Origin of the sequence: Arthrobacter sp. G.S.26 (assembly GCF_050847375.1) — a bacterium.
In the GTDB taxonomy this organism is placed as follows: Bacteria; Actinomycetota; Actinomycetes; order Actinomycetales; family Micrococcaceae; genus Arthrobacter.
Map to the genome: position 1 here is coordinate 3,939,400 of NZ_CP193752.1, position 25,892 is coordinate 3,965,291.

The 25,892-nt window shown below is 61.2% G+C and carries 11 protein-coding genes and 6 rRNA genes; 3 read left to right on the top strand and 14 right to left on the bottom strand.

The annotated features are described in order from the left end of the window. Window positions 1-169: 169 nt before the first annotated feature. Entirely contained in the window at window positions 170-1,162 is a 993-nt protein-coding gene (locus ACRB8A_RS18075) for a hypothetical protein (RefSeq protein WP_285240600.1), read from the top strand. A gap of 63 nt (window positions 1,163-1,225) precedes the next feature. Here ACRB8A_RS18075 and ACRB8A_RS18080 read toward each other — a convergent pair whose 3' ends face one another. From ACRB8A_RS18080 to rpmB, 14 genes are all read right to left on the bottom strand, one after another. Continuing rightward, a complete protein-coding gene (locus tag ACRB8A_RS18080) occupies window positions 1,226-3,226 on the bottom strand; it encodes an NHL domain-containing thioredoxin family protein (RefSeq protein WP_056595803.1) in 2,001 nt (666 codons plus the stop codon). Next, a complete protein-coding gene (locus tag ACRB8A_RS18085) occupies window positions 3,226-5,391 on the bottom strand; it encodes a cytochrome c oxidase assembly protein (protein WP_056595806.1) in 2,166 nt (721 codons plus the stop codon). The genes ACRB8A_RS18080 and ACRB8A_RS18085 overlap by 1 nt, the downstream gene beginning before the upstream one ends. A 111-nt stretch (window positions 5,392-5,502) precedes the next feature. Next, entirely contained in the window at window positions 5,503-5,790 is a 288-nt protein-coding gene (locus ACRB8A_RS18090) for an HU family DNA-binding protein (RefSeq protein ID WP_009358243.1), read from the bottom strand. A gap of 371 nt (window positions 5,791-6,161) precedes the next feature. Further along, window positions 6,162-6,278: ribosomal RNA gene (gene rrf / locus ACRB8A_RS18095) — 5S ribosomal RNA — on the bottom strand. Window positions 6,279-6,493: 215 nt separating this feature from the next. Further along, window positions 6,494-9,636: ribosomal RNA gene (locus ACRB8A_RS18100) — 23S ribosomal RNA — on the bottom strand. A gap of 552 nt (window positions 9,637-10,188) precedes the next feature. After that, window positions 10,189-11,714, bottom strand: a 16S ribosomal RNA gene (locus tag ACRB8A_RS18105). The 16S, 23S and 5S rRNA genes sit together here, the layout of an rRNA operon. Window positions 11,715-12,312: 598 nt before the next feature. Further along, on the bottom strand, window positions 12,313-15,345 hold the full coding sequence (locus tag ACRB8A_RS18110) for a glycoside hydrolase family 2 TIM barrel-domain containing protein (RefSeq protein WP_285240030.1): 3,033 nt from the start codon (window positions 15,343-15,345) through the stop codon (window positions 12,313-12,315). Window positions 15,346-15,435: 90 nt separating this feature from the next. Beyond that, entirely contained in the window at window positions 15,436-16,464 is a 1,029-nt protein-coding gene (locus ACRB8A_RS18115) for a LacI family DNA-binding transcriptional regulator (protein ID WP_432245264.1), read from the bottom strand. Window positions 16,465-16,667: 203 nt separating this feature from the next. After that, a 5S ribosomal RNA gene (rrf, locus tag ACRB8A_RS18120) occupies window positions 16,668-16,784 on the bottom strand. Between the two features lie 215 nt (window positions 16,785-16,999). Beyond that, a 23S ribosomal RNA gene (locus tag ACRB8A_RS18125) occupies window positions 17,000-20,142 on the bottom strand. A gap of 552 nt (window positions 20,143-20,694) precedes the next feature. After that, window positions 20,695-22,220 (bottom strand): 16S ribosomal RNA (locus ACRB8A_RS18130). A 653-nt stretch (window positions 22,221-22,873) separates the two neighbouring features. Further along, window positions 22,874-23,179: a 30S ribosomal protein S14 gene (rpsN, locus tag ACRB8A_RS18135; RefSeq protein ID WP_050687445.1), complete on the bottom strand. Its 306-nt coding sequence runs from the start codon at window positions 23,177-23,179 to the stop codon at window positions 22,874-22,876. A gap of 2 nt (window positions 23,180-23,181) precedes the next feature. Then, complete coding sequence (gene rpmG / locus ACRB8A_RS18140) at window positions 23,182-23,349, bottom strand: 50S ribosomal protein L33 (protein ID WP_013602737.1); 168 nt, start codon at window positions 23,347-23,349, stop codon at window positions 23,182-23,184. Next, the gene (gene rpmB / locus ACRB8A_RS18145) at window positions 23,349-23,585 is read right to left on the bottom strand and encodes a 50S ribosomal protein L28 (protein WP_050687447.1); all 237 of its coding nucleotides are present in this window, start codon (window positions 23,583-23,585) and stop codon (window positions 23,349-23,351) included. Before rpmB ends, rpmG begins: the two co-directional genes overlap by 1 nt. A 325-nt stretch (window positions 23,586-23,910) precedes the next feature. Here rpmB and ACRB8A_RS18150 point away from each other — a divergent pair, with 325 nt between their 5' ends. Further along, on the top strand, window positions 23,911-25,368 hold the full coding sequence (locus ACRB8A_RS18150; RefSeq protein WP_050687449.1) for a ferredoxin reductase family protein: 1,458 nt from the start codon (window positions 23,911-23,913) through the stop codon (window positions 25,366-25,368). Further along, the gene (locus tag ACRB8A_RS18155) at window positions 25,365-25,856 is read left to right on the top strand and encodes an FMN-binding protein (protein WP_432245265.1); all 492 of its coding nucleotides are present in this window, start codon (window positions 25,365-25,367) and stop codon (window positions 25,854-25,856) included. The genes ACRB8A_RS18150 and ACRB8A_RS18155 overlap by 4 nt, the downstream gene beginning before the upstream one ends. Window positions 25,857-25,892: the final 36 nt, after the last annotated feature.

Below are 25,892 nucleotides of genomic sequence, written 5' to 3' on the forward strand. Positions count from 1 at the left end.
CTGAGCCGCCGCCGCGGACTCCCCGCGCTGGCGGAACGGCACCCTGCCGGCCGTCCCCCGGGCCTGCGGGCCGCCGTCGGACGCGTCTTTCCGGCGACGTAACGCCACGCGCCACGCGCACGCCGACTTTAGCGGGATTGGCACGCACGTTAGTGTAAGGACCGTGCAGATGAGTCAAGCGTTGGTGAGGATAGCGGCCGGATGGCTGCTGGGCCTGATGCTTGCCGTCGCCGGCGCCATCGTGGCGGTCAACGTGGTGAACAATACGGTGGCCAGTGCGCAGCAACCGGTGCGCGAGTACCTGGACGCGCTGCAGAGCGGCGACGGTGGCCGGGCCCTGGGCCTGCTGCGTGCCACGGTTCCGCCGTCCAACGCCGCGATGCTGGACGGGACGGCGCTGCAGACGGCAACGTCGCGGCTGTCCAACGTGGACATCGGCGATCCGGAGGACCAGCCGGGCAACCGCGTGATGGTTCCCCTGGAGTACACCATTGACGGCAGCCGGCTCCGCAGCGAGTTTGTGCTGGAAAAGACCGGCACGGAGTGGCTTTTCTTTAACACCTGGGCGTTTGTCCCGTCCCGGCTGCCCACGGTGGACATCACGGTGGTCAACGGCAGCGAGGCGATCGTCAACGGCGCCGCCGTCAACATGCCCAACGGCAGGAACTCGTTCGCGGTGTTTTACCCCGGCGAATATGAGGCTTCCCTGAACGGGCAGTACTTCGCCGCGCCTGCCACCCGGGCGACGGTCACGGCCCGGGACGCCCCCGTGGCGCCCCTGAACCTGCTGACGCAGGCCACCGACAGGCTGAAGCAGGACGTTGCGGCAAAGGTAAAGGAATTCCTGGACGGCTGCGCCGGCGAAGCGGTCAAGGAGCAGAAACTCCAGCCCGACTGCCCGTTCTATTACGCCAGCAACAACCGGGTCCAGGACGGCACCATCAAGTGGAACGTCACCAAGTATCCCGGCGTGTCCATCGAGCCGTTCGACGGCCGGTGGGTGGTGGCGCCCCTGGACGGGAAGGCCACCGTGGAAGCCCTGCAGCAAAACGCGTTCACCGGCATCTGGTACCCGCTCAAGGAAGAAGTGGACTTCAGTTTCACCACCCGCCTGGACGTCACCCCGGATGCTGTGCGCGTCACCCCGCAGCTGAGCTTCTAGCCCGCCGCCCCCAACGATCCGTCAGGGGCGGCTGCTTTTACGGAAGCGGACGACGGCGGCGCGTCAGTCCATGCCGCGGAGGTCCAGTACCAGCCCGGTATCGCCGTCCGCCTGCAGCAGCACGGGAATGCCCCAGTCCTGCTGGTACAGGTGGCAGGCGGCGTGGTCGGGGATCTCGCCGTCCTCGGTCTCCGGACCGTCGCAGGCAGCGGCCCGGGCGGTGATGTGCAGGACACCTTCGGGGACGTCGGCCGAGAGCTCCAGGGTGCGGCGCAGGCCCACCGAGGTGCCGCCGCCGGACAGCAGCAGCTCCGGCGGGGTGGCGGAGATCTTCAGCTGGGTGGGGTCTCCCCACCGGTCGTCGAGTTTCTGGCCCGTCGGGGCCGTGAAACGGACCGTGAGCTCCAGGAGGCCCGGCGCCACCGGACTCTTGGGCCGCTGCGTCCGGGACGCGCCCTCGTCCACCTGCTGGGCTTCCTTGGGGATGGGCACGTACACCAGCTGGTGCCGGTTGGCTTCCACCACCACCAGCAGCGGCTCGGAGCCTGCGGCCTGGGTGTGGTCAACGATCACGTCGGACGGCTCGGCCAGGCCACGGGCCAGGGTGGACACAGTCCCGGCCACGGGATCGAACCGGCGTACGGCGCCGTTGTAGGTGTCGGCGATGGCCACGGATCCGTCGGGGAGGACGGTGACGCCCAGCGGATGCTGCAGCCGGGCCCCGGCGGCGGGGCCGTCGCGGAATCCGAAGTCGAACAAGCCCTGGCCCACAGCCGTTTCCACGGTGACGGTGCCGGCGTCGTCAATGACCAGCCTGCGGAGCGCCGAGGTCTCGGAGTCGGCTACCCAGATGTTCCCGTCAGCGTCTTCGGCCAGGCCGGAGGACTGGGCAAACCAGGCCTCGTGGGCGGCACCGTCCAACAGGCCCTCCAGTCCGTTGCCGGCCACGATGGAGACCGCGCCGGTGCAGGGGTCGAAGCCGAAGATCTGGTGGGTGCCGGCCATGGCAACCACCACGGCGTTGAGCTTGCCGGACCACACCACGTCCCACGGTGAGCTCAGCGAGACGTCCAGCGGGTGCGCACTGAGCTGGCCGGTGAAGCCGGCGGCGTCCTCGTCCACCCGGGCGGGGCCGGTCTCCAGCAGACGCTGGATGCCGTTGCCCACCAGTGTGGTGGCCTGCCCGTCGCGCAGCGAGAGCCCACGCAGCCTGTGGTTGACGGAGTCGGCGATGACCACGTCGTAGCCAACTGAGGCTGCCACATCGTCCGGCAGGAGCACCAGGCCCTGGGGCTCGTTGAACTGCGCCGTGGCCGCGTCACCGGCGGCCTGGCCGTCAACGTGGCCCTTGGTGCCGGTGCCGTAGGCGGCCAGGACCGTCTGGAAATCGGTACCCAGTTCCACCAGGCGGTGGTGCCCCGTGTCGGTGACCAGCCAGGAACCCTTGGCAGCGGCAGCACCGTCGTCGGACACTGCACTGGAGCCCGCGGAGCCGCGGCCCGGCGGCAGGAAAAGCGCCTTGCCCGGGAAGCGGAGCGTGCCGGAGGTGGCAACCGGTGCCACGTAGGGGCCGGAGCCTCGGTGCAGGGTGCCCTTGGCCTCATGTTCGGCGATCAGCTCGGGGATCAGCACCGCGAGGCCGTCCGCGTGGCCTTCACCGGACAGGTGCGCCACGATGTAGCCCTCGGGGTCGATGACCACCAGGGTGGGCCAGGCGCGGGCGGCGTACGCCTTCCAGGTCTCCAGTTCAGGGTCATCCAGCACGGGGTGGTGGATGTCGTAGCGTTCCACGGCGGCGGCAAGGGCCACGGGGTCGGCCTCGTGTTCAAACTTGGGTGAGTGGACTCCCACGGTGACCAGCACGTCGGAGTACTGCTCCTCCAGGGGGCGCAGCTCGTCCAGGACGTGGAGGCAGTTGATGCAGCAGAAGGTCCAGAAGTCCAGGAGCACAATCTTGCCGCGCAGGGCTTCAAGGTCCAGGGACTTGCCGCCGGTGTTCAACCAGTTGCGGCCCACCAGTTCGGAGGCGCGGACCCGGTGGTGGGTACGTACTGTTTCGCTCATCAGCGTCCTTCCAGCTTTGAATTGCGGTCAGCCAGCTTGGCGTCGCGTTCAGCCAATTTGGCAAACATATCGTTGTAAGCGGTCATATCGGCGTCGTTATTCCTGTCCGCCGCCCGGTCCACGCGTTTGGACTCGCGCTGGTCGGACCGCGACCACATGATCGCGACGCCGATGGCCACCAGGAGGGTGGGGACCTCACCGATGCCCCACGCCACGGCGCCGCCTGTCTGCTGGTCCATCAGGGCCGACTGGCCCCAGGTCCGGCCCAGGTTGCCGAAGTAGTCGGCGGCCAGCAGGTTGGTGCCGCCCATGATGGACACCCCGAAGAAGGCGTGGAAGCCCATGGTGGCCAGGAGCAGGAGCAGCCGCATGGGGTACGGCGCCCGGCGCGGCAGCGGGTCCGAGCCGATCATGGTGAGCACAAAGATGTAGCCGGTCAGCAGGAAGTGCACGTTCATCAGCTCGTGGCCCACGTGCTCCCGCATGGCGAGGCCGAACAGGTCCGAGTAGTAGAAGAGCACAATCGAGCCGGCGAAGTTGGCGGCCGCAAACAGCGGATGCGTCACGAGTTGCGAGAACTTTGAGTGGACAAAAACCAGGATCCATTCCCTCGCGCCCCGCGAACCGTCACCGCGGGCGGGCAGTGCCCGCAGGGCAAGGGTGACCGGTGCGCCAAGCACCAGGAAGATAGGCGCCACCATGGTCAGGGCCATGTGGTCCACCATGTGCGCCGAGAACAGGATGCGGCCGTACACCGCAGGCGGTCCCGAGGTGATGAACGTCAGGACGGCCAGGCCCACCACCCAGTTGATGGTGCGGAACCAGTTCCACTTGTCGCCGCGCCGCAGGACCTTGGCGACGCCCAACGCGTAAGCAACCAGGCCGAACAGCGCCACGGCAATCCAGAGCCAGTCCAGCCGCCACTCGGTCAACCAGCGCTCCGGGGTCAGTTCCGGGGGCAGCTCGTAACCGGTCAGGATAAAGGCCGGGGAAGCGTCCGGCGCGTAGGTGGTGGGCTGAGGCGGGGCGGAACGGCCCAGCGCCACGGCGATACCGGACGTTGCGCCCATGATCAGCAGCTCCGCCAGCACCAGCTGCCACAGGACCCGGCGGGTGGACATGGCGGCGCCCTTGCGGCCCAGCTGCGGGATGACCCATTGCCGGTGCATAAACCCGATGCCGCCCAGCACCAGCGTGGCAGTGGTCTTCGCAAGGATGAGCTGGCCGTACACGGAGCCGAAGAGATCTGCCCAGCTGGTGATCCTGATGCTGGCGTTGATGATGCCCGACGCGAGGACCAGGACGAAGGCAAAACCGGCCAGCGTGGAGAACCTGCGCAGGACCGCCTCGGTGAGGTCCGTTGTTGCGCCGGCTTTGGCGCCGGTGAGGATTCCGGAGAGCAGCACCAGCATGATGATGCCGCCCACCCAGGCGCTGACGCCCACCAGGTGCAGGCCCAGCGAATTGATGGCGCCTTCGTGGTCCGAGGAACTGGATGAATGGCCGATCAGGGCGGTGGGTACCAGCCCTGCGAGGGCCAGGATCAAGGTCAGGGCCAGCCCGCCGAGGGAGCGGACCCCGAACAGGGCGGTGGTGACCACGGCGGCGATGATCGTGACGGCCAGCCAGGCCCGGCCCGTTTCGATGTCGGTCATGAAGTAAACCAGGGCCTTGGTGAACTCCGCGTCGCCGGAGACCGGCTGTCCCGCCACATCGGAATAGGTCAGCACCAGGACGGCGATGGCGGAGAGCGTCCAGATGGCACCGGCGCCCGCAGCAATCGACAGGGCCCGGGTGAAGGCCGGATGCTCGGCGGCCTCGCCGTCGGCTGCGGCCGCCCTGCCGCGGTTACGGCGGCCCAGGTGTTTGGGCAGGATCCCCACGGCGAAGATCAGGCCGCCGATAACAGTGGCAAGGGCGATGTTGTGGATGGCCTTGCTGGCGGGCAGGCCCCAGCGGACCAGCTCACCGGGGTCGGAGACCGACCGGGCCGCAGCGGCGCCGGAGAAAATCAGTGCGGCGGCCAGGCCCAGGAACAGGGCGCCGAGCCCCGCCAGCTGCCAGCCCAGCGAAATACCCGGGGCGCCGCCGTTGCGCCCCCGCCCTCCCTTGCCGGGAGGGGACTGAAGCGGCACGGAACGTGGTTTGGCGGCAGAAGACACCATTCCATTGTCCGCTACACCCGGGCGGGCGGCGAATCGGCTTAAAGCAAAAGGAGCGGCAACCGGATGGTTGCCGCTCCTTGCCGGTGCCGGCTGTGCGCCGGGCCGGAAAGCCTACTTCTTGTTGGAAACAGCAGCCTTCAGCTTCGAACCTGCGGTCAGCTTAACGCTGTGGCCCGCGGCGATCTGGATGGTCTCGCCCGTCTGCGGGTTGCGGCCGGTGCGTGCAGCACGGTCGGTGCGCTCGACTGCGAGCCAGCCCGGGATGGTGATCTTTTCGCCGGCAGCGACGGACGTCTCGAAGACCTCGAACAGGGCATCGAGGACGGAGTTGACGGCTGCCTGGCTGGTGCCGGCCTTGCCAGCTACCTCTGCAACAAGTTCACTACGGTTCTTAGCCATTTATGTCCTCCTGGACGGTTTGATCTGGAGCCTGCACACGGCATGCGCACAAGCCACTGTTCGAAAACTTACCAGCTTGGGCGCCGCGGTACGGCAAATTCCGCGTGTTTCCGCCAGTTTTTGAGGTTAATCACCGGAATTCCGGCCTAATTTGTCCCCATTTTGCGTTTCTGCCCGGGTCAACCGCTCCAACCTGTCCTGCCTGTGGTGGGGTCGGTGGCGTCCCGTCTGTCCCCCCTCGTTGTGGTATCGGTTGTGGTTGTTATTCGGGGTGTTTGGGGGCCGTATCTGATAGGTCAACGGGGGTGTTTGTTTGTTAAATGTGGGAGGCCCCAACCAGGTGCTGGTTGGGGCCTCGACCGTGAATAGTGTTCCGGCGGCGTCCTACTCTCCCACACCCTCCCGGGTGCAGTACCATCGGCGCTGTGGGTCTTAGCTTCCGGGTTCGGGATGGGACCGGGCGTTTCCCCCACGCTATGACCGCCGTAACCCTTGTACCCGTTCCCCTGGGGTGTTGCCCGGGGTGGGAAATCTGTGGTTACAACATTGTGGTGTTGTTATTTTGTTGTGTTTTTGTTCCCTGCAACGAAACCGTGTGACGGGTTTGTTGTTTGGGAACCACATAGTGGACGCAAGCAGTCTTGTTTTCTTTTTACCACCCCACGGGTGCAAACGCTTTTGAATCCGTTTGCGGGGGTGGTGTGTGGTGTAAGTTATCGGCCTATTAGTACCGGTCAGCTTCACGAGTCGTTAGTCCTCGCTTCCACATCCGGCCTATCAACCCAGTGGTCTGGCTGGGGGCCTCTCACACACAAGGTGTATGGAAATCTCATCTCGAAGCGAGCTTCCCGCTTAGATGCTTTCAGCGGTTATCCCATCCGAACGTAGCTAATCAGCGGTGCACTTGGCAGTACAACTGACACACCAGAGGTTCGTCCGTCCCGGTCCTCTCGTACTAAGGACAGCCCTTCTCAAATTTCCTGCGCGCGCAGCGGATAGGGACCGAACTGTCTCACGACGTTCTAAACCCAGCTCGCGTACCGCTTTAATGGGCGAACAGCCCAACCCTTGGGACCTACTCCAGCCCCAGGATGCGACGAGCCGACATCGAGGTGCCAAACCATGCCGTCGATATGGACTCTTGGGCAAGATCAGCCTGTTATCCCCGAGGTACCTTTTATCCGTTGAGCGACGGCCATTCCACAATGTACCGCCGGATCACTAGTCCCGACTTTCGTCCCTGCTCGAGATGTCTCTCTCACAGTCAAGCTCCCTTGTGCACTTACACTCGACACCTGATTGCCAACCAGGCTGAGGGAACCTTTGGGCGCCTCCGTTACTTTTTAGGAGGCAACCGCCCCAGTTAAACTACCCATCAGGCACTGTCCCTGACCCGGATTACGGGCCGAAGTTAGATGTCCAAAGTGACCAGAGTGGTATTTCAACGATGACTCCACCCGAACTGGCGTCCGGGTTTCAACGTCTCCCACCTATCCTACACAAGCCACTCCGAACACCAATACCAAACTATAGTAAAGGTCTCGGGGTCTTTCCGTCCTGCTGCGCGTAACGAGCATCTTTACTCGTACTGCAATTTCGCCGAGTTTATGGTTGAGACAGCGGGGAAGTCGTTACTCCATTCGTGCAGGTCGGAACTTACCCGACAAGGAATTTCGCTACCTTAGGATGGTTATAGTTACCACCGCCGTTTACTGGGGCTTAAATTCTCAGCTTCGCCTTGCGGCTAACCGGTCCTCTTAACCTTCCAGCACCGGGCAGGAGTCAGTCCGTATACATCGTCTTGCGACTTCGCACGGACCTGTGTTTTTAGTAAACAGTCGCTTCCCCCTGGTCTCTGCGGCCCCGATCCCCTCCCACCAGCGTGTGGTGTTCAAGGTTGGGGCCCCCCTTCTCCCGAAGTTACGGGGGCATTTTGCCGAGTTCCTTAACCATAATTCTCTCGATCGCCTTAGTATTCTCTACCTGATCACCTGTGTCGGTTTGGGGTACGGGCGGCTAAAACCTCGCGTCGATGCTTTTCTCGGCAGCATAGGATCACCAAATCCCCCCACTAAAGGGGGTCCCATCAGATCTCAGGCATCACGAACAGCGGATTTGCCTACCATTCGCCCTACATCCTTAGACCGGGACAACCATCGCCCGGCTTGGCTACCTTCCTGCGTCACACCTGTTAATACGCTTGCCTCCCAGGATCAGGTCCCGCGCTCCACCAAAAACCACGTCACCACAAGGGCGGGCGGTCAGGTCTCGGGCGGTTAGTATCCCCTGTTCAACATGGACGGTTTTTCGCCGGTACGGGAATATCAACCCGTTGTCCATCGACTACGCCTGTCGGCCTCGCCTTAGGTCCCGACTTACCCAGGGCAGATTAGCTTGACCCTGGAACCCTTGATCATTCGGCGGACGGGTTTCTCACCCGTCTTTCGCTACTCATGCCTGCATTCTCACTCGTGTAGGCTCCACCGCTGGTTTACACCGCGACTTCACTGCCCACACGACGCTCCCCTACCCATCCAAACGCCTGAACCACAAGGGCTTAGCTAATATTTGAATGCCACAACTTCGGCGGTGTACTTGAGCCCCGCTACATTGTCGGCGCGGAATCACTTGACCAGTGAGCTATTACGCACTCTTTTAAGGATGGCTGCTTCTAAGCCAACCTCCTGGTTGTCTTCGCAACTCCACATCCTTTCCCACTTAGCACACGCTTAGGGGCCTTAGTTGGTGGTCTGGGCTGTTTCCCTCTCGACTATGAAGCTTATCCCCCACAGTCTCACTGCTGCGCTCTCACTTACCGGCATTCGGAGTTTGGCTGACGTCAGTAACCTTGTAGGGCCCATTAGCCATCCAGTAGCTCTACCTCCAGCAAGAAACACGCAACGCTGCACCTAAATGCATTTCGGGGAGAACCAGCTATCACGAAGTTTGATTGGCCTTTCACCCCTACCCACAGCTCATCCCCTCCATTTTCAACTGAAGTGGGTTCGGTCCTCCACGACGTCTTACCGTCGCTTCAACCTGGCCATGGGTAGATCACTTCGCTTCGGGTCTAGATCACGCCACTGCAACGCCCTATTCAGACTCGCTTTCGCTACGGCTTCCCCACACGGGTTAACCTCGCGACGTAACACTAACTCGCAGGCTCATTCTTCAAAAGGCACGCCGTCACAACTACTATGCACACAAGGTGCGGTTGCTCCGACGGATTGTAAGCACACGGTTTCAGGTACTGTTTCACTCCCCTCCCGGGGTACTTTTCACCTTTCCCTCACGGTACTGGTCCGCTATCGGTCATTAGGGAGTATTTAGGCTTATCAGGTGGTCCTGACAGATTCACACGGGATTTCTCGGGCCCCGTGCTACTTGGGATACTCTCACAGGCGGCACAAAACATTACGGTTACGGGGCTCACACCCTCTCTGGCCGGCCTTTCAAGACCGTTCACCTATGCCTGCACATCACACCCCACCGGTCCGGCAGAACCAGTATGGAAAGTCCCACAACCCCGCCCATGCAACGCCCGCCGGCTATCACACATGGAACGGTTTAGCCTGATCCGCGTTCGCTCGCCACTACTAACGGAATCACTATTGTTTTCTCTTCCTGCGGGTACTGAGATGTTTCACTTCCCCGCGTTCCCCCCACACACCCTATGTGTTCAGATGCGGGTCACCAGGTCACTCGCGCGCCTGGCGGGGTTTCCCCATTCGGACACCCTGGGATCACAGTCCGGTTATCGACTCCCCCAGGCTTATCGCAGATTCCTACGTCCTTCTTCGGCTCCTAATGCCAAGGCATCCACCGTGTGCTCTTAAAAACTTGACCACAAAAGATCAAAAACGCTAATTTTCGAGAGAACCACGAAAACCAACCACACGATCAACACCACCCCAAAAGGTGACACCATCACGCGCAGCCAGATCCAGGTTCATATTCTTGGAAATTGCTTCTTATAAAAGATGCTCGCGTCCACTATGTAGTTCTCAAACAACAACCCCAAACCACACACCCCACACAACCCTCCCAAAAGGAAAAGCAACCGTGTGTTCGGTGCAGCCAGGAAACCAGAAACAAACAAACCCGAACCAGCCCCGCACCAGCCAAAAAGACCAGCCACGGAACCACCCCGGTCCTGTTGCCTCAGGACCCAACAGTGTGCCATACACTACCCAGCAACCACAGACCATCATCGTTCCTGAACCACCCCCGAAGGAGTAACCCGTACTAAACCATGGTTCGTGCCACCAGGCACCTATTTGCTGATATTCCACCCTTGAGCACCCGCCGCAGAACAATCGTCTGCGCAACGGGCCTTTACTCCTGACAACCCCCACCCACCACATACATGAGGAATGAAGGACTGTAGGTGCTCCTTAGAAAGGAGGTGATCCAGCCGCACCTTCCGGTACGGCTACCTTGTTACGACTTAGTCCCAATCGCCAGTCCCACCTTCGACAGCTCCCTCCCACAAGGGGTTAGGCCACCGGCTTCGGGTGTTACCAACTTTCGTGACTTGACGGGCGGTGTGTACAAGGCCCGGGAACGTATTCACCGCAGCGTTGCTGATCTGCGATTACTAGCGACTCCGACTTCATGGGGTCGAGTTGCAGACCCCAATCCGAACTGAGACCGGCTTTTTGGGATTAGCTCCACCTCACAGTATCGCAACCCTTTGTACCGGCCATTGTAGCATGCGTGAAGCCCAAGACATAAGGGGCATGATGATTTGACGTCGTCCCCACCTTCCTCCGAGTTGACCCCGGCAGTCTCCTATGAGTCCCCACCATCACGTGCTGGCAACATAGAACGAGGGTTGCGCTCGTTGCGGGACTTAACCCAACATCTCACGACACGAGCTGACGACAACCATGCACCACCTGTGAACCAACCCCAAAGGGGAAGAACTGTCTCCAGTCCGGTCTGGTCCATGTCAAGCCTTGGTAAGGTTCTTCGCGTTGCATCGAATTAATCCGCATGCTCCGCCGCTTGTGCGGGCCCCCGTCAATTCCTTTGAGTTTTAGCCTTGCGGCCGTACTCCCCAGGCGGGGCACTTAATGCGTTAGCTACGGCGCGGAAAACGTGGAATGTCCCCCACACCTAGTGCCCAACGTTTACGGCATGGACTACCAGGGTATCTAATCCTGTTCGCTCCCCATGCTTTCGCTCCTCAGCGTCAGTTAATGCCCAGAGACCTGCCTTCGCCATCGGTGTTCCTCCTGATATCTGCGCATTTCACCGCTACACCAGGAATTCCAGTCTCCCCTACATCACTCTAGTCTGCCCGTACCCACCGCAGATCCGGAGTTGAGCCCCGGACTTTCACGGCAGACGCGACAAACCGCCTACGAGCTCTTTACGCCCAATAATTCCGGATAACGCTTGCGCCCTACGTATTACCGCGGCTGCTGGCACGTAGTTAGCCGGCGCTTCTTCTGCAGGTACCGTCACTTTCGCTTCTTCCCTACTGAAAGAGGTTTACAACCCGAAGGCCGTCATCCCTCACGCGGCGTCGCTGCATCAGGCTTGCGCCCATTGTGCAATATTCCCCACTGCTGCCTCCCGTAGGAGTCTGGGCCGTGTCTCAGTCCCAGTGTGGCCGGTCACCCTCTCAGGCCGGCTACCCGTCGTCGCCTTGGTAAGCCATTACCTCACCAACAAGCTGATAGGCCGCGAGTCCATCCAAAACCACAAAAAGCTTTCCACCCCCCACCATGCGATGAGGAGTCATATCCGGTATTAGACCCAGTTTCCCAGGCTTATCCCAGAGTCAAGGGCAGGTTACTCACGTGTTACTCACCCGTTCGCCACTAATCACCCCAGCAAGCTGGAGGTCATCGTTCGACTTGCATGTGTTAAGCACGCCGCCAGCGTTCATCCTGAGCCAGGATCAAACTCTCCGTTGAAGTAAAAACAAAAACAGACACAACCACCAACCCCGGAAACACGGGACAAAATGGCTGCACAAAATTCGAAACCAGCTGTAAAAACCAGACAACACCACAGGGGCGGCATCATCCAGCCAATTCAACCAATTCAATACAAAAAATTGGTATCAACAAACATGGCACACTATTGAGTTCTCAAACAACAGACACACCCGACACCACCACAACCACAGGTCGCAGATCGCTCCGGAGCAACTTTTCAAACTTACCCGATCACCGGAAGCTTTGCAAACCCGCATCTCTGACGCAGAATCACGCTTCAACAGCAACCACCCCACCCAAAAAACCGGCACGCAAACAAGCGAACCATATTCCAGGCCGTTCAAAATGGGGGTTGGTCACCCGCGGTACCCAGCTTCTCGCTGTCTCCCTCGCGGCGACTTAGAAAACAATACACGCACAACCGCACCACAGCAAACCAGCCCCCACAACGGGTGATGGCCCCCGAAAACCCCGCCAACACAAGGAAAACAAGGACCACCACCCCACCCAACACCCAAACGAGACCAAAACCAGCCGCTATGCAGTGAGTCACACACCAGAAGCGGTCGGGTTGTCAGCCTTTGACGCGCAGCTCCACACTGAAATCAGCTTCGCGGGGCCGCAGCCGGTAGGCCTCCAGGACACCGGGTCCGCAGGCAGCTGTCCCAACTCCCCGCAGCGCATGATCCACGTAGACGTAGGTCCGGCCATCCGGCACAAGGTCGTCCCGGTGGGCAGCAGCGTCGAGGTGCTCCTGCGAGAAGGGCCGGACGGTCAGTGCGAAGGGGGCTCCCTGCACCTCGAAGCTGCCGGCGGCCAGTTCCACCGCCGCCTGGATAACCCCGGACCTGGCCCCGGACTCCTGCGGCCGGACATAGTCCTCGTTCATTGCCGTCGCCGGCAGCGTGTACCTGCCAAACCGGGCGCCCTGCCCTGTGTCCGCATAGCTCTGGTGCGGACCCTGGCCAAACCAGCTCACTGCCTTTGCCTCTGAAGCCAGGACAAACTCCAGGCCGATCCGGGCCCACTCGACCGGCAACCCGCCGTCGATCCACTCTCCGTCGGGCCGGACCTGCGTGCGCAGCCCAACCCACTCGTTGTCACTGCTCCACGAGTAGTCAACCAGGACGCCGAACTGCTTGTCGGCCGCCGCCATGCGCGTCCGTACCGTAAGGATCTCGCCGCCCTCGGCGGTACGGTCCGCAGTGATGCCCAGCAGGCGGGAATGCAGCCGGTTGAGTCCGGCGTTGTGCCAGGCCGTCGACAGGGGAAGGTCGTCCCGGCCAAACCAGCCCCGGCCAAGGTCGTTGTCGGTGGGCGGCCACCACAGAACCAACCGGAAGTCCGCCACGGGGACGCCGCCAATTGAGACCGGCAGCCCGGTGGCGCGGTTGAACACCACTGCACCCAGCCGAAGTTCGGCCTGCTCCACGGCAACGCATTCGAGGGCCTGGTGCGCTGCGGCCGGAGCGCCGCTGAGGACACCCTGTCCCCAGGCAACTTCGTGGCCGGCGCCGGCCCAGTCCGAGTCGGCGGCCAGCACGGCGCTGACCGTCAGCACGGCCGCCCCGTCAAGGCCTGCAAGGCCGGCGGGCAGCGGAACTGTCGCTTCCGCACCCGGGTCCACCGCGGCTACGTCAAGCACACCCTCACGGATAACGTCGCCGCCCGGCGTGGTGCCGCCGTCGGACGTCACTGCGTACCGGAAGCTGAGCGCGGACGTGTCCGCGAAGTTGAATCCGTTCCGGACCGTGACGGTGGTCCAGTCCGCCGCCACGCCCAGGCGTACCGGCTCGATGACCTTCTTGAAATCGAGCAGCCCGGGCCGGGGCTTGCGGTTTGCGTCCACCAGGCCGTCGGTGACGAAGTTGCCGTCGTGGATTTCCTCGCCGAAGTCGCCACCGTACGCAAACTGTTCGCCGCCGTCCTTGGCAGGGACGGTGATCCCGTGCTCCAGCCATTCCCAGACGAATCCGCCCATGAGCCGCGGGTAGCGGTCAAAAAGCTCCTGGTACTCGGTCATGCCGCCCGGGCCGTTACCCATCGCGTGCACGTATTCGCACTGCACAAACGGCATGGCCCGGCGCCGGCTGTCCAGGGCGGGATCTGCCAGCGCTTCTTCTTTACCCTGCCCGATCAGCTCCGTCTCGGCGTGGTCCGCGTACATCCGCGAGTACACGTCGACGTAGGCCGAGCTCCAGTCACCCTCGTAGTGGATGGGTCGGCTGGGGTCGCGGTCCTTGGTCCAGCGGGACATCGCCTCAAGGTTCCGGCCGTTCCCGGATTCGTTGCCGAGGGACCACATGATCACCGAGGCATGGTTTTTGTCCCGCTCCACGGTCCGGCGCATCCTGTCCACCAGTGCCGATTCCCAGCGCGGATCGTCGCTGGGGTTCTGCTTCCAGCCGGCGTCAACAAAACCGTGTGTTTCGAGGTCGCATTCGAGGACCACATAGAACCCCAGCTGGTCCGCGAGGGCCAGGAATTCCGGATGCGGCGGGTAGTGGGAGGTACGGATGGCATTGATGTTGTGCTGCTTCATGAGCCGCAGCTCGGCCTCCACCACGTCACGGGGCACCACGCGGCCAAGGCGCGGGTGGTGCTCGTGCCGGTTGACGCCGCGTAGCAGGATGCGCTGGCCGTTGACTTTGAACTGCGCGTCCTCGATGGTGATGCTGCGGAAGCCCAGCTGAAGATCTACGGTTTCCCCTGCCGTGCTGACGGTGGCGGCGTAGAGGGCCGGCAGTTCCGCGGACCAGGGGCTGACGCCGGGGATCCGGTGTTCGGTGCCGGCTGCCAGTTCCAGGTTCAGCGCTGGGACGCGTACGACGGCGTCAATCGCCACGCCGGACCGGCCCGCCTCCACCCGGAGGATGCCTTCGCCGCTGCCGGCGTCGTATTCGGCGTGGACAAAGACGTCGTCGATGCCATCGGCGGGGCGGGCCTGCAGGGTGACGTCCCGGAAGATTCCGGGGAGCCACCACATGTCCTGGTCTTCCACGTAACTGGCGGCCGAAAACTGCGCCACCCGGACGGCAAGGGTGTTGGTGCCCGCCACCAGGACACCGGAGACGTCGAACTCATGGGCAAGCCTGCTGCCCCGGGTGGTCCCGAGTTCCACGCCGTTGAGCCACACCGTGGCCGCTGACTCGATGCCGTCGAAACGGAGCAGCGCAGCGGGGAGAAACTCCGGCCCTGCCGTGAACTCCGTCAGGTGGTCGCCGATGGGGTTGGCTTCGGGAACGTTGGGCGGTTCCACGGCGAACGGGAACTTGATGTTGGTGTAGGCGGGAGCGCCGTGGCCGTGCATGGACCAGCTGGACGGGACCGGCAGCCCGGTAAAGCCGGACAGGTCGCTGCCGTCCTGCCAGCCGTCCCCGGGAGCGGTGCGGATGCCATCACTGAGCCGGAAGTGCCACTCGCCGTTGAGGGAGAGCCTGGGGGCATCCGAGGTCAGGTAGGCGCGCGGTGGCAGGGTGCCGCGGGCAGGCTCCAGCGACGCAAGCTCCTTCACACCGGCAGCGCCCAGCTCGAGGCTGCGCGATGCCTGACCGGCGGTTTCGTCCGGGACGGCTTTGTCCGGAGCGGAGGGGGACTGGACTGACATGGGAATCCTCGCTGCAGGGGATGGAACAACTCCGTGAACGTTCACGATGCAGTATCAAGCCTAGCGGTTTACTTCGCGATTGAGTAGGCCCTACGCCGACTCCCGGTGAACCAGCTCGTGCCGGAGGACCAGTGCCGATTGTTCCGTTCCCGCTGCCACGCTGCCGGACAGCAGGCCTTCAACGAGGCCGACGGCGGCACGCCCCACGGAGCGTAGGTCAAGGGACAGGGTGGTCAGCTCCGGTGAGGTCAGCTCACCCAGGGGTATGCCGTCCATGCCGATCACGGCGCAATCCCGGGGGACGCTGAGGCCGGCTTCCTGCAGTGCCTTGAGCGCCCCTGCTGCCATGAGGTCGTTGAACACCAGCAAGGCGTCCGGAGCGTCCTGGCCAGTAACCAAATCAAGCACTGCGGCCCGTGCTGCGGGCGCGGACGGGCCCGCAGCACGCCGGATGAGGGTGATGCCGAGTTGGTCCGCGACCGCGGCAACTGCGGTCCCCCTGCTGGCCGCAGGGCCGCCCTGGTCCGAATCCAGGAACGCGATCCTGGTGCGGCCGCTGTGCACGAGGTAGTCCAGCGCGAGCCTCGCAGCATGGTGGTAGTCGAAGGAGATCCTGCCGGCGGCCTGGCCGGCCGGGTAGTCAAGGCTGACCAGTGGACGCCTGCCCATGAGGGACTGGGCCTGGGCAGCATGGCTGCCCAGATATCCGATCAGCGCATCAACCTGGGGCGCCAGCCGTTCCACCGCATCGAGGGCTGTTGCCGTGCCGTGGCCGTAGTCGTCAACCACCACGTTCCAGCTCCGCTGGGTCGCTGCTTCCACCACGCTGGAGGCAAAGGCGGGGAAATAGGGGTTGGTCAGGTCGGGAATGGCGAGCCCCACTGACACCCGGGCGCCCTGGACCAAACCTTTAGCGAACCGGCTGGGGCTGTAGCCCAGCTCAGCGGCGATGCCCTGCACCCGCTCCCTGGTGGCTGCACTGATTCCCGCCATGTTGTTCATGGCCCGGGTGACTGTTTGCCGGGAAACGCCGGCGGCGGCAGCCACATCAAGGATGGTGGCGCGCTTGGCAGGCTGCTGGTGGCGCTTGCCAGGCTGCTGGTGGGAGGTCCGGGTCATAGACGGCAAGTCTATGACCATATGGAGTCCTGCCTGTGGTGGGGTCGGTGGCGTCCCGTCTGTCCCACCACTGTTGTGGTATCGGTTGTGGTTGTTATTCGGGGTGTTTGGGGGCCGTATCTGATAGGTCAACGGGGGTGTTTGTTTGTTAAATGTGGGAGGCCCCAACCAGGTGCTGGTTGGGGCCTCGACCGTGAATAGTGTTCCGGCGGCGTCCTACTCTCCCACACCCTCCCGGGTGCAGTACCATCGGCGCTGTGGGTCTTAGCTTCCGGGTTCGGGATGGGACCGGGCGTTTCCCCCACGCTATGACCGCCGTAACCCTTGTACCCGTTCCCCTGGGGTGTTGCCCGGGGTGGGAAATCTGTGGTTACAACATTGTGGTGTTGTTATTTTGTTGTGTTTTTGTTCCCTGCAACGAAACCGTGTGACGGGTTTGTTGTTTGGGAACCACATAGTGGACGCAAGCAGTCTTGTTTTCTTTTTACCACCCCACGGGTGCAAACGCTTTTGAATCCGTTTGCGGGGGTGGTGTGTGGTGTAAGTTATCGGCCTATTAGTACCGGTCAGCTTCACGAGTCGTTAGTCCTCGCTTCCACATCCGGCCTATCAACCCAGTGGTCTGGCTGGGGGCCTCTCACACACAAGGTGTATGGAAATCTCATCTCGAAGCGAGCTTCCCGCTTAGATGCTTTCAGCGGTTATCCCATCCGAACGTAGCTAATCAGCGGTGCACTTGGCAGTACAACTGACACACCAGAGGTTCGTCCGTCCCGGTCCTCTCGTACTAAGGACAGCCCTTCTCAAATTTCCTGCGCGCGCAGCGGATAGGGACCGAACTGTCTCACGACGTTCTAAACCCAGCTCGCGTACCGCTTTAATGGGCGAACAGCCCAACCCTTGGGACCTACTCCAGCCCCAGGATGCGACGAGCCGACATCGAGGTGCCAAACCATGCCGTCGATATGGACTCTTGGGCAAGATCAGCCTGTTATCCCCGAGGTACCTTTTATCCGTTGAGCGACGGCCATTCCACAATGTACCGCCGGATCACTAGTCCCGACTTTCGTCCCTGCTCGAGATGTCTCTCTCACAGTCAAGCTCCCTTGTGCACTTACACTCGACACCTGATTGCCAACCAGGCTGAGGGAACCTTTGGGCGCCTCCGTTACTTTTTAGGAGGCAACCGCCCCAGTTAAACTACCCATCAGGCACTGTCCCTGACCCGGATTACGGGCCGAAGTTAGATGTCCAAAGTGACCAGAGTGGTATTTCAACGATGACTCCACCCGAACTGGCGTCCGGGTTTCAACGTCTCCCACCTATCCTACACAAGCCACTCCGAACACCAATACCAAACTATAGTAAAGGTCTCGGGGTCTTTCCGTCCTGCTGCGCGTAACGAGCATCTTTACTCGTACTGCAATTTCGCCGAGTTTATGGTTGAGACAGCGGGGAAGTCGTTACTCCATTCGTGCAGGTCGGAACTTACCCGACAAGGAATTTCGCTACCTTAGGATGGTTATAGTTACCACCGCCGTTTACTGGGGCTTAAATTCTCAGCTTCGCCTTGCGGCTAACCGGTCCTCTTAACCTTCCAGCACCGGGCAGGAGTCAGTCCGTATACATCGTCTTGCGACTTCGCACGGACCTGTGTTTTTAGTAAACAGTCGCTTCCCCCTGGTCTCTGCGGCCCCGATCCCCTCCCACCAGCGTGTGGTGTTCAAGGTTGGGGCCCCCCTTCTCCCGAAGTTACGGGGGCATTTTGCCGAGTTCCTTAACCATAATTCTCTCGATCGCCTTAGTATTCTCTACCTGATCACCTGTGTCGGTTTGGGGTACGGGCGGCCAAAACCTCGCGTCGATGCTTTTCTCGGCAGCATAGGATCACCAAATCCCCCCACTAAAGGGGGTCCCATCAGATCTCAGGCATCACGAACAGCGGATTTGCCTACCATTCGCCCTACATCCTTAGACCGGGACAACCATCGCCCGGCTTGGCTACCTTCCTGCGTCACACCTGTTAATACGCTTGCCTCCCAGGATCAGGTCCCGCGCTCCACCAAAAACCACGTCACCACAAGGGCGGGCGGTCAGGTCTCGGGCGGTTAGTATCCCCTGTTCAACATGGACGGTTTTTCGCCGGTACGGGAATATCAACCCGTTGTCCATCGACTACGCCTGTCGGCCTCGCCTTAGGTCCCGACTTACCCAGGGCAGATTAGCTTGACCCTGGAACCCTTGATCATTCGGCGGACGGGTTTCTCACCCGTCTTTCGCTACTCATGCCTGCATTCTCACTCGTGTAGGCTCCACCGCTGGTTTACACCGCGACTTCACTGCCCACACGACGCTCCCCTACCCATCCAAACGCCTGAACCACAAGGGCTTAGCTAATATTTGAATGCCACAACTTCGGCGGTGTACTTGAGCCCCGCTACATTGTCGGCGCGGAATCACTTGACCAGTGAGCTATTACGCACTCTTTTAAGGATGGCTGCTTCTAAGCCAACCTCCTGGTTGTCTTCGCAACTCCACATCCTTTCCCACTTAGCACACGCTTAGGGGCCTTAGTTGGTGGTCTGGGCTGTTTCCCTCTCGACTATGAAGCTTATCCCCCACAGTCTCACTGCTGCGCTCTCACTTACCGGCATTCGGAGTTTGGCTGACGTCAGTAACCTTGTAGGGCCCATTAGCCATCCAGTAGCTCTACCTCCAGCAAGAAACACGCAACGCTGCACCTAAATGCATTTCGGGGAGAACCAGCTATCACGAAGTTTGATTGGCCTTTCACCCCTACCCACAGCTCATCCCCTCCATTTTCAACTGAAGTGGGTTCGGTCCTCCACGACGTCTTACCGTCGCTTCAACCTGGCCATGGGTAGATCACTTCGCTTCGGGTCTAGATCACGCCACTGCAACGCCCTATTCAGACTCGCTTTCGCTACGGCTTCCCCACACGGGTTAACCTCGCGACGTAACACTAACTCGCAGGCTCATTCTTCAAAAGGCACGCCGTCACAACTACTATGCACACAAGGTGCGGTTGCTCCGACGGATTGTAAGCACACGGTTTCAGGTACTGTTTCACTCCCCTCCCGGGGTACTTTTCACCTTTCCCTCACGGTACTGGTCCGCTATCGGTCATTAGGGAGTATTTAGGCTTATCAGGTGGTCCTGACAGATTCACACGGGATTTCTCGGGCCCCGTGCTACTTGGGATACTCTCACAGGCGGCACAAAACATTACGGTTACGGGGCTCACACCCTCTCTGGCCGGCCTTTCAAGACCGTTCACCTATGCCTGCACATCACACCCCACCGGTCCGGCAGAACCAGTATGGAAAGTCCCACAACCCCGCCCATGCAACGCCCGCCGGCTATCACACATGGAACGGTTTAGCCTGATCCGCGTTCGCTCGCCACTACTAACGGAATCACTATTGTTTTCTCTTCCTGCGGGTACTGAGATGTTTCACTTCCCCGCGTTCCCCCCACACACCCTATGTGTTCAGATGCGGGTCACCAGGTCACTCGCGCGCCTGGCGGGGTTTCCCCATTCGGACACCCTGGGATCACAGTCCGGTTATCGACTCCCCCAGGCTTATCGCAGATTCCTACGTCCTTCTTCGGCTCCTAATGCCAAGGCATCCACCGTGTGCTCTTAAAAACTTGACCACAAAAGATCAAAAACGCTAATTTTCGAGAGAACCACGAAAACCAACCACACGATCAACACCACCCCAAAAGGTGACACCATCACGCGCAGCCAGATCCAGGTTCATATTCTTGGAAATTGCTTCTTATAAAAGATGCTCGCGTCCACTATGTAGTTCTCAAACAACAACCCCAAACCACACACCCCACACAACCCTCCCAAAAGGAAAAGCAACCGTGTGTTCGGTGCAGCCAGGAAACCAGAAACAAACAAACCCGAACCAGCCCCGCACCAGCCAAAAAGACCAGCCACGGAACCACCCCGGTCCTGTTGCCTCAGGACCCAACAGTGTGCCATACACTACCCAGCAACCACAGACCATCATCGTTCCTGAACCACCCCCGAAGGAGTAACCCGTACTAAACCATGGTTCGTGCCACCAGGCACCTATTTGTTGATATTCCACCCTTGAGCACCCGCCGCAGAACAATCGTCTGCGCAACGGGCCTTTACTCCTGACAACCCCCACCCACCACATACATGAGGAATGAAGGACTGTAGGTGCTCCTTAGAAAGGAGGTGATCCAGCCGCACCTTCCGGTACGGCTACCTTGTTACGACTTAGTCCCAATCGCCAGTCCCACCTTCGACAGCTCCCTCCCACAAGGGGTTAGGCCACCGGCTTCGGGTGTTACCAACTTTCGTGACTTGACGGGCGGTGTGTACAAGGCCCGGGAACGTATTCACCGCAGCGTTGCTGATCTGCGATTACTAGCGACTCCGACTTCATGGGGTCGAGTTGCAGACCCCAATCCGAACTGAGACCGGCTTTTTGGGATTAGCTCCACCTCACAGTATCGCAACCCTTTGTACCGGCCATTGTAGCATGCGTGAAGCCCAAGACATAAGGGGCATGATGATTTGACGTCGTCCCCACCTTCCTCCGAGTTGACCCCGGCAGTCTCCTATGAGTCCCCACCATCACGTGCTGGCAACATAGAACGAGGGTTGCGCTCGTTGCGGGACTTAACCCAACATCTCACGACACGAGCTGACGACAACCATGCACCACCTGTGAACCAACCCCAAAGGGGAAGAACTGTCTCCAGTCCGGTCTGGTCCATGTCAAGCCTTGGTAAGGTTCTTCGCGTTGCATCGAATTAATCCGCATGCTCCGCCGCTTGTGCGGGCCCCCGTCAATTCCTTTGAGTTTTAGCCTTGCGGCCGTACTCCCCAGGCGGGGCACTTAATGCGTTAGCTACGGCGCGGAAAACGTGGAATGTCCCCCACACCTAGTGCCCAACGTTTACGGCATGGACTACCAGGGTATCTAATCCTGTTCGCTCCCCATGCTTTCGCTCCTCAGCGTCAGTTAATGCCCAGAGACCTGCCTTCGCCATCGGTGTTCCTCCTGATATCTGCGCATTTCACCGCTACACCAGGAATTCCAGTCTCCCCTACATCACTCTAGTCTGCCCGTACCCACCGCAGATCCGGAGTTGAGCCCCGGACTTTCACGGCAGACGCGACAAACCGCCTACGAGCTCTTTACGCCCAATAATTCCGGATAACGCTTGCGCCCTACGTATTACCGCGGCTGCTGGCACGTAGTTAGCCGGCGCTTCTTCTGCAGGTACCGTCACTTTCGCTTCTTCCCTACTGAAAGAGGTTTACAACCCGAAGGCCGTCATCCCTCACGCGGCGTCGCTGCATCAGGCTTGCGCCCATTGTGCAATATTCCCCACTGCTGCCTCCCGTAGGAGTCTGGGCCGTGTCTCAGTCCCAGTGTGGCCGGTCACCCTCTCAGGCCGGCTACCCGTCGTCGCCTTGGTAAGCCATTACCTCACCAACAAGCTGATAGGCCGCGAGTCCATCCAAAACCACAAAAAGCTTTCCACCCCCCACCATGCGATGAGGAGTCATATCCGGTATTAGACCCAGTTTCCCAGGCTTATCCCAGAGTCAAGGGCAGGTTACTCACGTGTTACTCACCCGTTCGCCACTAATCACCCCAGCAAGCTGGAGGTCATCGTTCGACTTGCATGTGTTAAGCACGCCGCCAGCGTTCATCCTGAGCCAGGATCAAACTCTCCGTTGAAGTAAAAACAAAAACAGACACAACCACCAACCCCGGAAACACGGGACAAAATGGCTGCACAAAATTCGAAACCAGCTGTAAAAACCAGACAACACCACAGGGGCGGCATCATCCAGCCAATTCAACCAATTCAATACAAAAAATTGGTATCAACAAACATGGCACACTATTGAGTTCTCAAACAACAGACACACCCGACACCACCACAACCACAGGTCGCAGATCGCTCCGGAGCAACTTTTCAAACTTACCCGATCACCGGAAGCTTTGCAAACCCGCATCCCTGACGCAGAATCACGCTTCAACAGCAACCGCCCCACCCAAAAACCGGCACGCAAACAAGCGAACCATATTCCAGGCCGTTCAAAATGGGGGTTGGTCACCCGCGGTACCCAGCTTCTCGCTGTCTCCCTCGCGGCGACTTAGAAAACAATACACGCACAACCGCACCACAGCAAATCGAGGTTCCAGGGGTGCTGACCCCAGTATTTCCGGGGCGGAACGGCCCATGAGGCATCCCAACCGGGCGCCGCCGCCGTTTCCTGGAGTTGTGGGCTGAAACACAACGGGAAGCGTACCGGGTTAAAGACGGAAGGGCCGGCAACCATATGGTTGCCGGCCCTTCTCAAGCAGCTGGAATCAGCAGTGCTGGATTACCAGGAAGACTTGGTGATGCCCGGAAGCTCACCGCGGTGCGCCATGTCGCGGAAGCGAACACGGGAGATACCGAACTTCTGGAAGGTACCGCGGGGACGGCCGTCGATGATGTCGCGGTTACGCAGACGGATCGGGGACGCGTTGCGGGGCAGCTTCTGCAGGCCCAGGCGGGCTGCTTCGCGTGCTTCGTCGGTTGCGTTTGCATCAACCAGGGTCTTCTTAAGCTCGAGGCGCTTTGCAGCGTAACGCTCTACGATGACCTTGCGCTGCTCGTTGCGAGCAATCTTGGACTTCTTAGCCATGTTTAGCGCTCCTCACGGAATTCGACGTGCTGGCGGATCTTGGGGTCGTACTTCTTCAGGACCATACGGTCCGGATCGTTACGACGGTTCTTGCGGGTTACGTAGGTGTAACCCGTGCCCGCAGTCGACTTGAGCTTGATGATCGGACGTACGTCCTTGTCTTTAGCCACTAGAGCTTCACCCCACGAGCGAGAATGGCGGCGACGACAACGTCGATGCCGCGAACGTCGATGGTCTTGATGCCCTTTGCAGAAACCTGCAGAGTGACATTACGGCGCAGGGACGGAACCCAGTAGCGCTTCTTCTGAATGTTCGGATCGAACCGACGCTTGTTGCGGCGGTGCGAGTGCGAAATGCTGTGCCCAAAGCCCGGCTCGGCTCCGGTCACTTGGCAGTGTGCTGCCATGACTTCTCCTCAAGAATTGAAAGTAATGATCCGCATATCTGCTGCTGGATCATGCTGCTAAGTGCGACCCAAATTGATTGAGGGCGAACGGTCAGTCACGCAACTTGAGCCCCTAACTACCGGCCGCCCTGGAGAAATTACCGGACAACCGGAGCAATTGCGCACGCTCCGCGCACTTAGCGCCTACCAAGTCTACGAGTTCCGCCAATTAAAGACCAATCAGGCCGTCAAGGGTGTATAAGCAGGCAGCTTCCCGCGCAGGATCACAGCAAGGAAGTGCCGGTATTCACAGCAAAATGAAAGCTGTCGGGCTGATTCTGGATCCATGACCATACAACTCCCCCAAGCGCAGGCCGGGCCAGCAACACGCGGTCCCGCAGCCCGTCCCGGCAGGGACGGCAACGGCTTCGCCGTACAGCACCGGCGCCGCCTGCTCCGCGCCGACCTTCTCACAGTGGTGGCATGGGCTTCCGTTGCGGCGGCTGTGGCCCTGTGGCTTTCCGACGGCGGTTTGGCAGCGGCCGCGACACCTGCCGGTGCCGTGACCGCTGCCGGGATCGTGGCCGGCCTGGTGGGCATGGACCTGGTCCTGTTGATGCTCCTGCTGGCAGCCAGGATTCCGCTGGTGGACCGGACCGTTGGCCATGACAGGGCGCTGGGGTTCCACCGGAAGCTGGGCAAACCTTCCCTCTACCTCCTGCTGGCACACGGGCTGCTGATCGCCGTGGGCTATGGGATGGCCGCGGGCCTGGACCCCGTCAGTGAGGCAATCGCCCTGTGGTCGCTGGTCCCGGACATGTGGCTTGCCTACATTTCCATGGTGCTCTTCGTAGCGGTGGTGGTGACGTCCCTGGTGGCGGTCCGTCGCCGGTTCCCCTACGAGTTCTGGTACGCCGTGCATCTGCTGACCTACGCCGCAGTGGGTACGGCCATCCCGCATCAGTTCAGCGTTGGCGGGCTGTTCGCCGAGGGGACGTGGCAGCGCTGGTACTGGGCCGCGCTGTGCCTGGCCACCGGAGCCGCCCTGCTGTACTTCCGGGTTGTCCAGCCCATCGCCGCAACGAACCGGCACCGGCTCAGCGTGGTCCGGGTGGAACAGGCTGCTCCCGGCGTGGTGAACATTGTGATGAAGGGCCGCGCCCTGGACCGGCTGGCCGGCACCGGCGGCCGGTTCCTTATCTGGCGGTTCCTCGCCCAGGGAATGTGGTGGCATCCCCATCCCTTCAGCCTGTCGGCGGAACCGGTGGTCCTGGCAGCGGACGGGACAGGTACCTTGCGGATCACGGTCCGCAACCTCGGCAGCGGCTCGGGCGGGCTTGTCCGCCTGCGCACCGGAACCCGGGTGGCTGTTGCCGGACCCTACGGCCTGTTCGGAACCGCCGCGCGGACCAGGGACAAGGTGGTCTTGATGGGCGCAGGCATCGGCATCACCCCGCTGCGGGCCCTGCTGGAAAGCACCCCGTTCGCACCGGGCCAGGCCACGGTCCTGCTGCGCGGCCACAGCGACCGGGAACTGTACCTCAGCCACGAGATCCTCGAACTTTGCCGGCTCCGCGGCGCCCGCCTGTTCCACCTGACCGGCCCTCGGGACAGGCGGCAATCCGGCTGGCTCCCTGACGACGCAGTCCACAGTGGCTACTCCCTTACCTCCTATGTCCCGGACGCAGCCGACGCGGACATCTACATCTGCGGCCCGTCCGCATGGGCCGGGAACGTCATTGCGGACGCCACGGCAGCCGGCGTACCGGCCACCCAGATCCATCACGAAAGGTTCGACTGGTGAAAACACGGGGAACAGTTGCGGCAGCAGTCGCCTCGGCAGGGATCCTCCTGGCCGGCTGGCAGGCCGGCACCCAGGCCGGCGGCACCAGCATCATCACAGCAACAGGTACGACGGCGGAGGGATCGGGCGGTGCGTCCGGAACCAACGGTTCCGCCCCGGACAGCGCAACAACCAAGGGAACAACCAAGGGGACCACCAGCGGAACCACCGCCGCGGGTACTTTCACGGGAGCTGACGTCCAGACCCGGTTCGGCTCCGTACAGGTGCAGATCACCGTCGCCGGCGGCACCATCACCGACGTCACGGCGCTCCACCTGACCGATGACGACCGGAAGTCGATCCAGATCAGCAACCGGGCAGCACCGGTGCTCCGGAGCGAGGTCCTTGCGGCCCAGTCGGCCGACGTCCAGACGGTCAGCGGTGCCACCGTCACCAGCGGCGCCTACCTCACTTCACTCCAGGCAGCCATCGATGCAGCAAACCTCTGACCCCACCGAAGCCAGCGGCGCACCCCTGAAGATCCG

Bases quoted from the DNA above. Each gene is read 5' to 3' on its own strand.
- ACRB8A_RS18075 (WP_285240600.1), top strand. From the start codon at position 170: ATGAGTCAAGCGTTGGTGAGGATAGCGGCCGGATGGCTGCTGGGCCTG.
- ACRB8A_RS18080 (WP_056595803.1), bottom strand. From the start codon at position 3,226: ATGAGCGAAACAGTACGTACCCACCACCGGGTCCGCGCCTCCGAACTG.
- ACRB8A_RS18085 (WP_056595806.1), bottom strand. From the start codon at position 5,391: ATGGTGTCTTCTGCCGCCAAACCACGTTCCGTGCCGCTTCAGTCCCCT.
- ACRB8A_RS18090 (WP_009358243.1), bottom strand. From the start codon at position 5,790: ATGGCTAAGAACCGTAGTGAACTTGTTGCAGAGGTAGCTGGCAAGGCC.
- ACRB8A_RS18110 (WP_285240030.1), bottom strand. From the start codon at position 15,345: ATGTCAGTCCAGTCCCCCTCCGCTCCGGACAAAGCCGTCCCGGACGAA.
- ACRB8A_RS18115 (WP_432245264.1), bottom strand. From the start codon at position 16,464: ATGACCCGGACCTCCCACCAGCAGCCTGGCAAGCGCCACCAGCAGCCT.
- rpsN (WP_050687445.1), bottom strand. From the start codon at position 23,179: ATGGCTAAGAAGTCCAAGATTGCTCGCAACGAGCAGCGCAAGGTCATC.
- rpmB (WP_050687447.1), bottom strand. From the start codon at position 23,585: ATGGCAGCACACTGCCAAGTGACCGGAGCCGAGCCGGGCTTTGGGCAC.
- ACRB8A_RS18150 (WP_050687449.1), top strand. From the start codon at position 23,911: ATGACCATACAACTCCCCCAAGCGCAGGCCGGGCCAGCAACACGCGGT.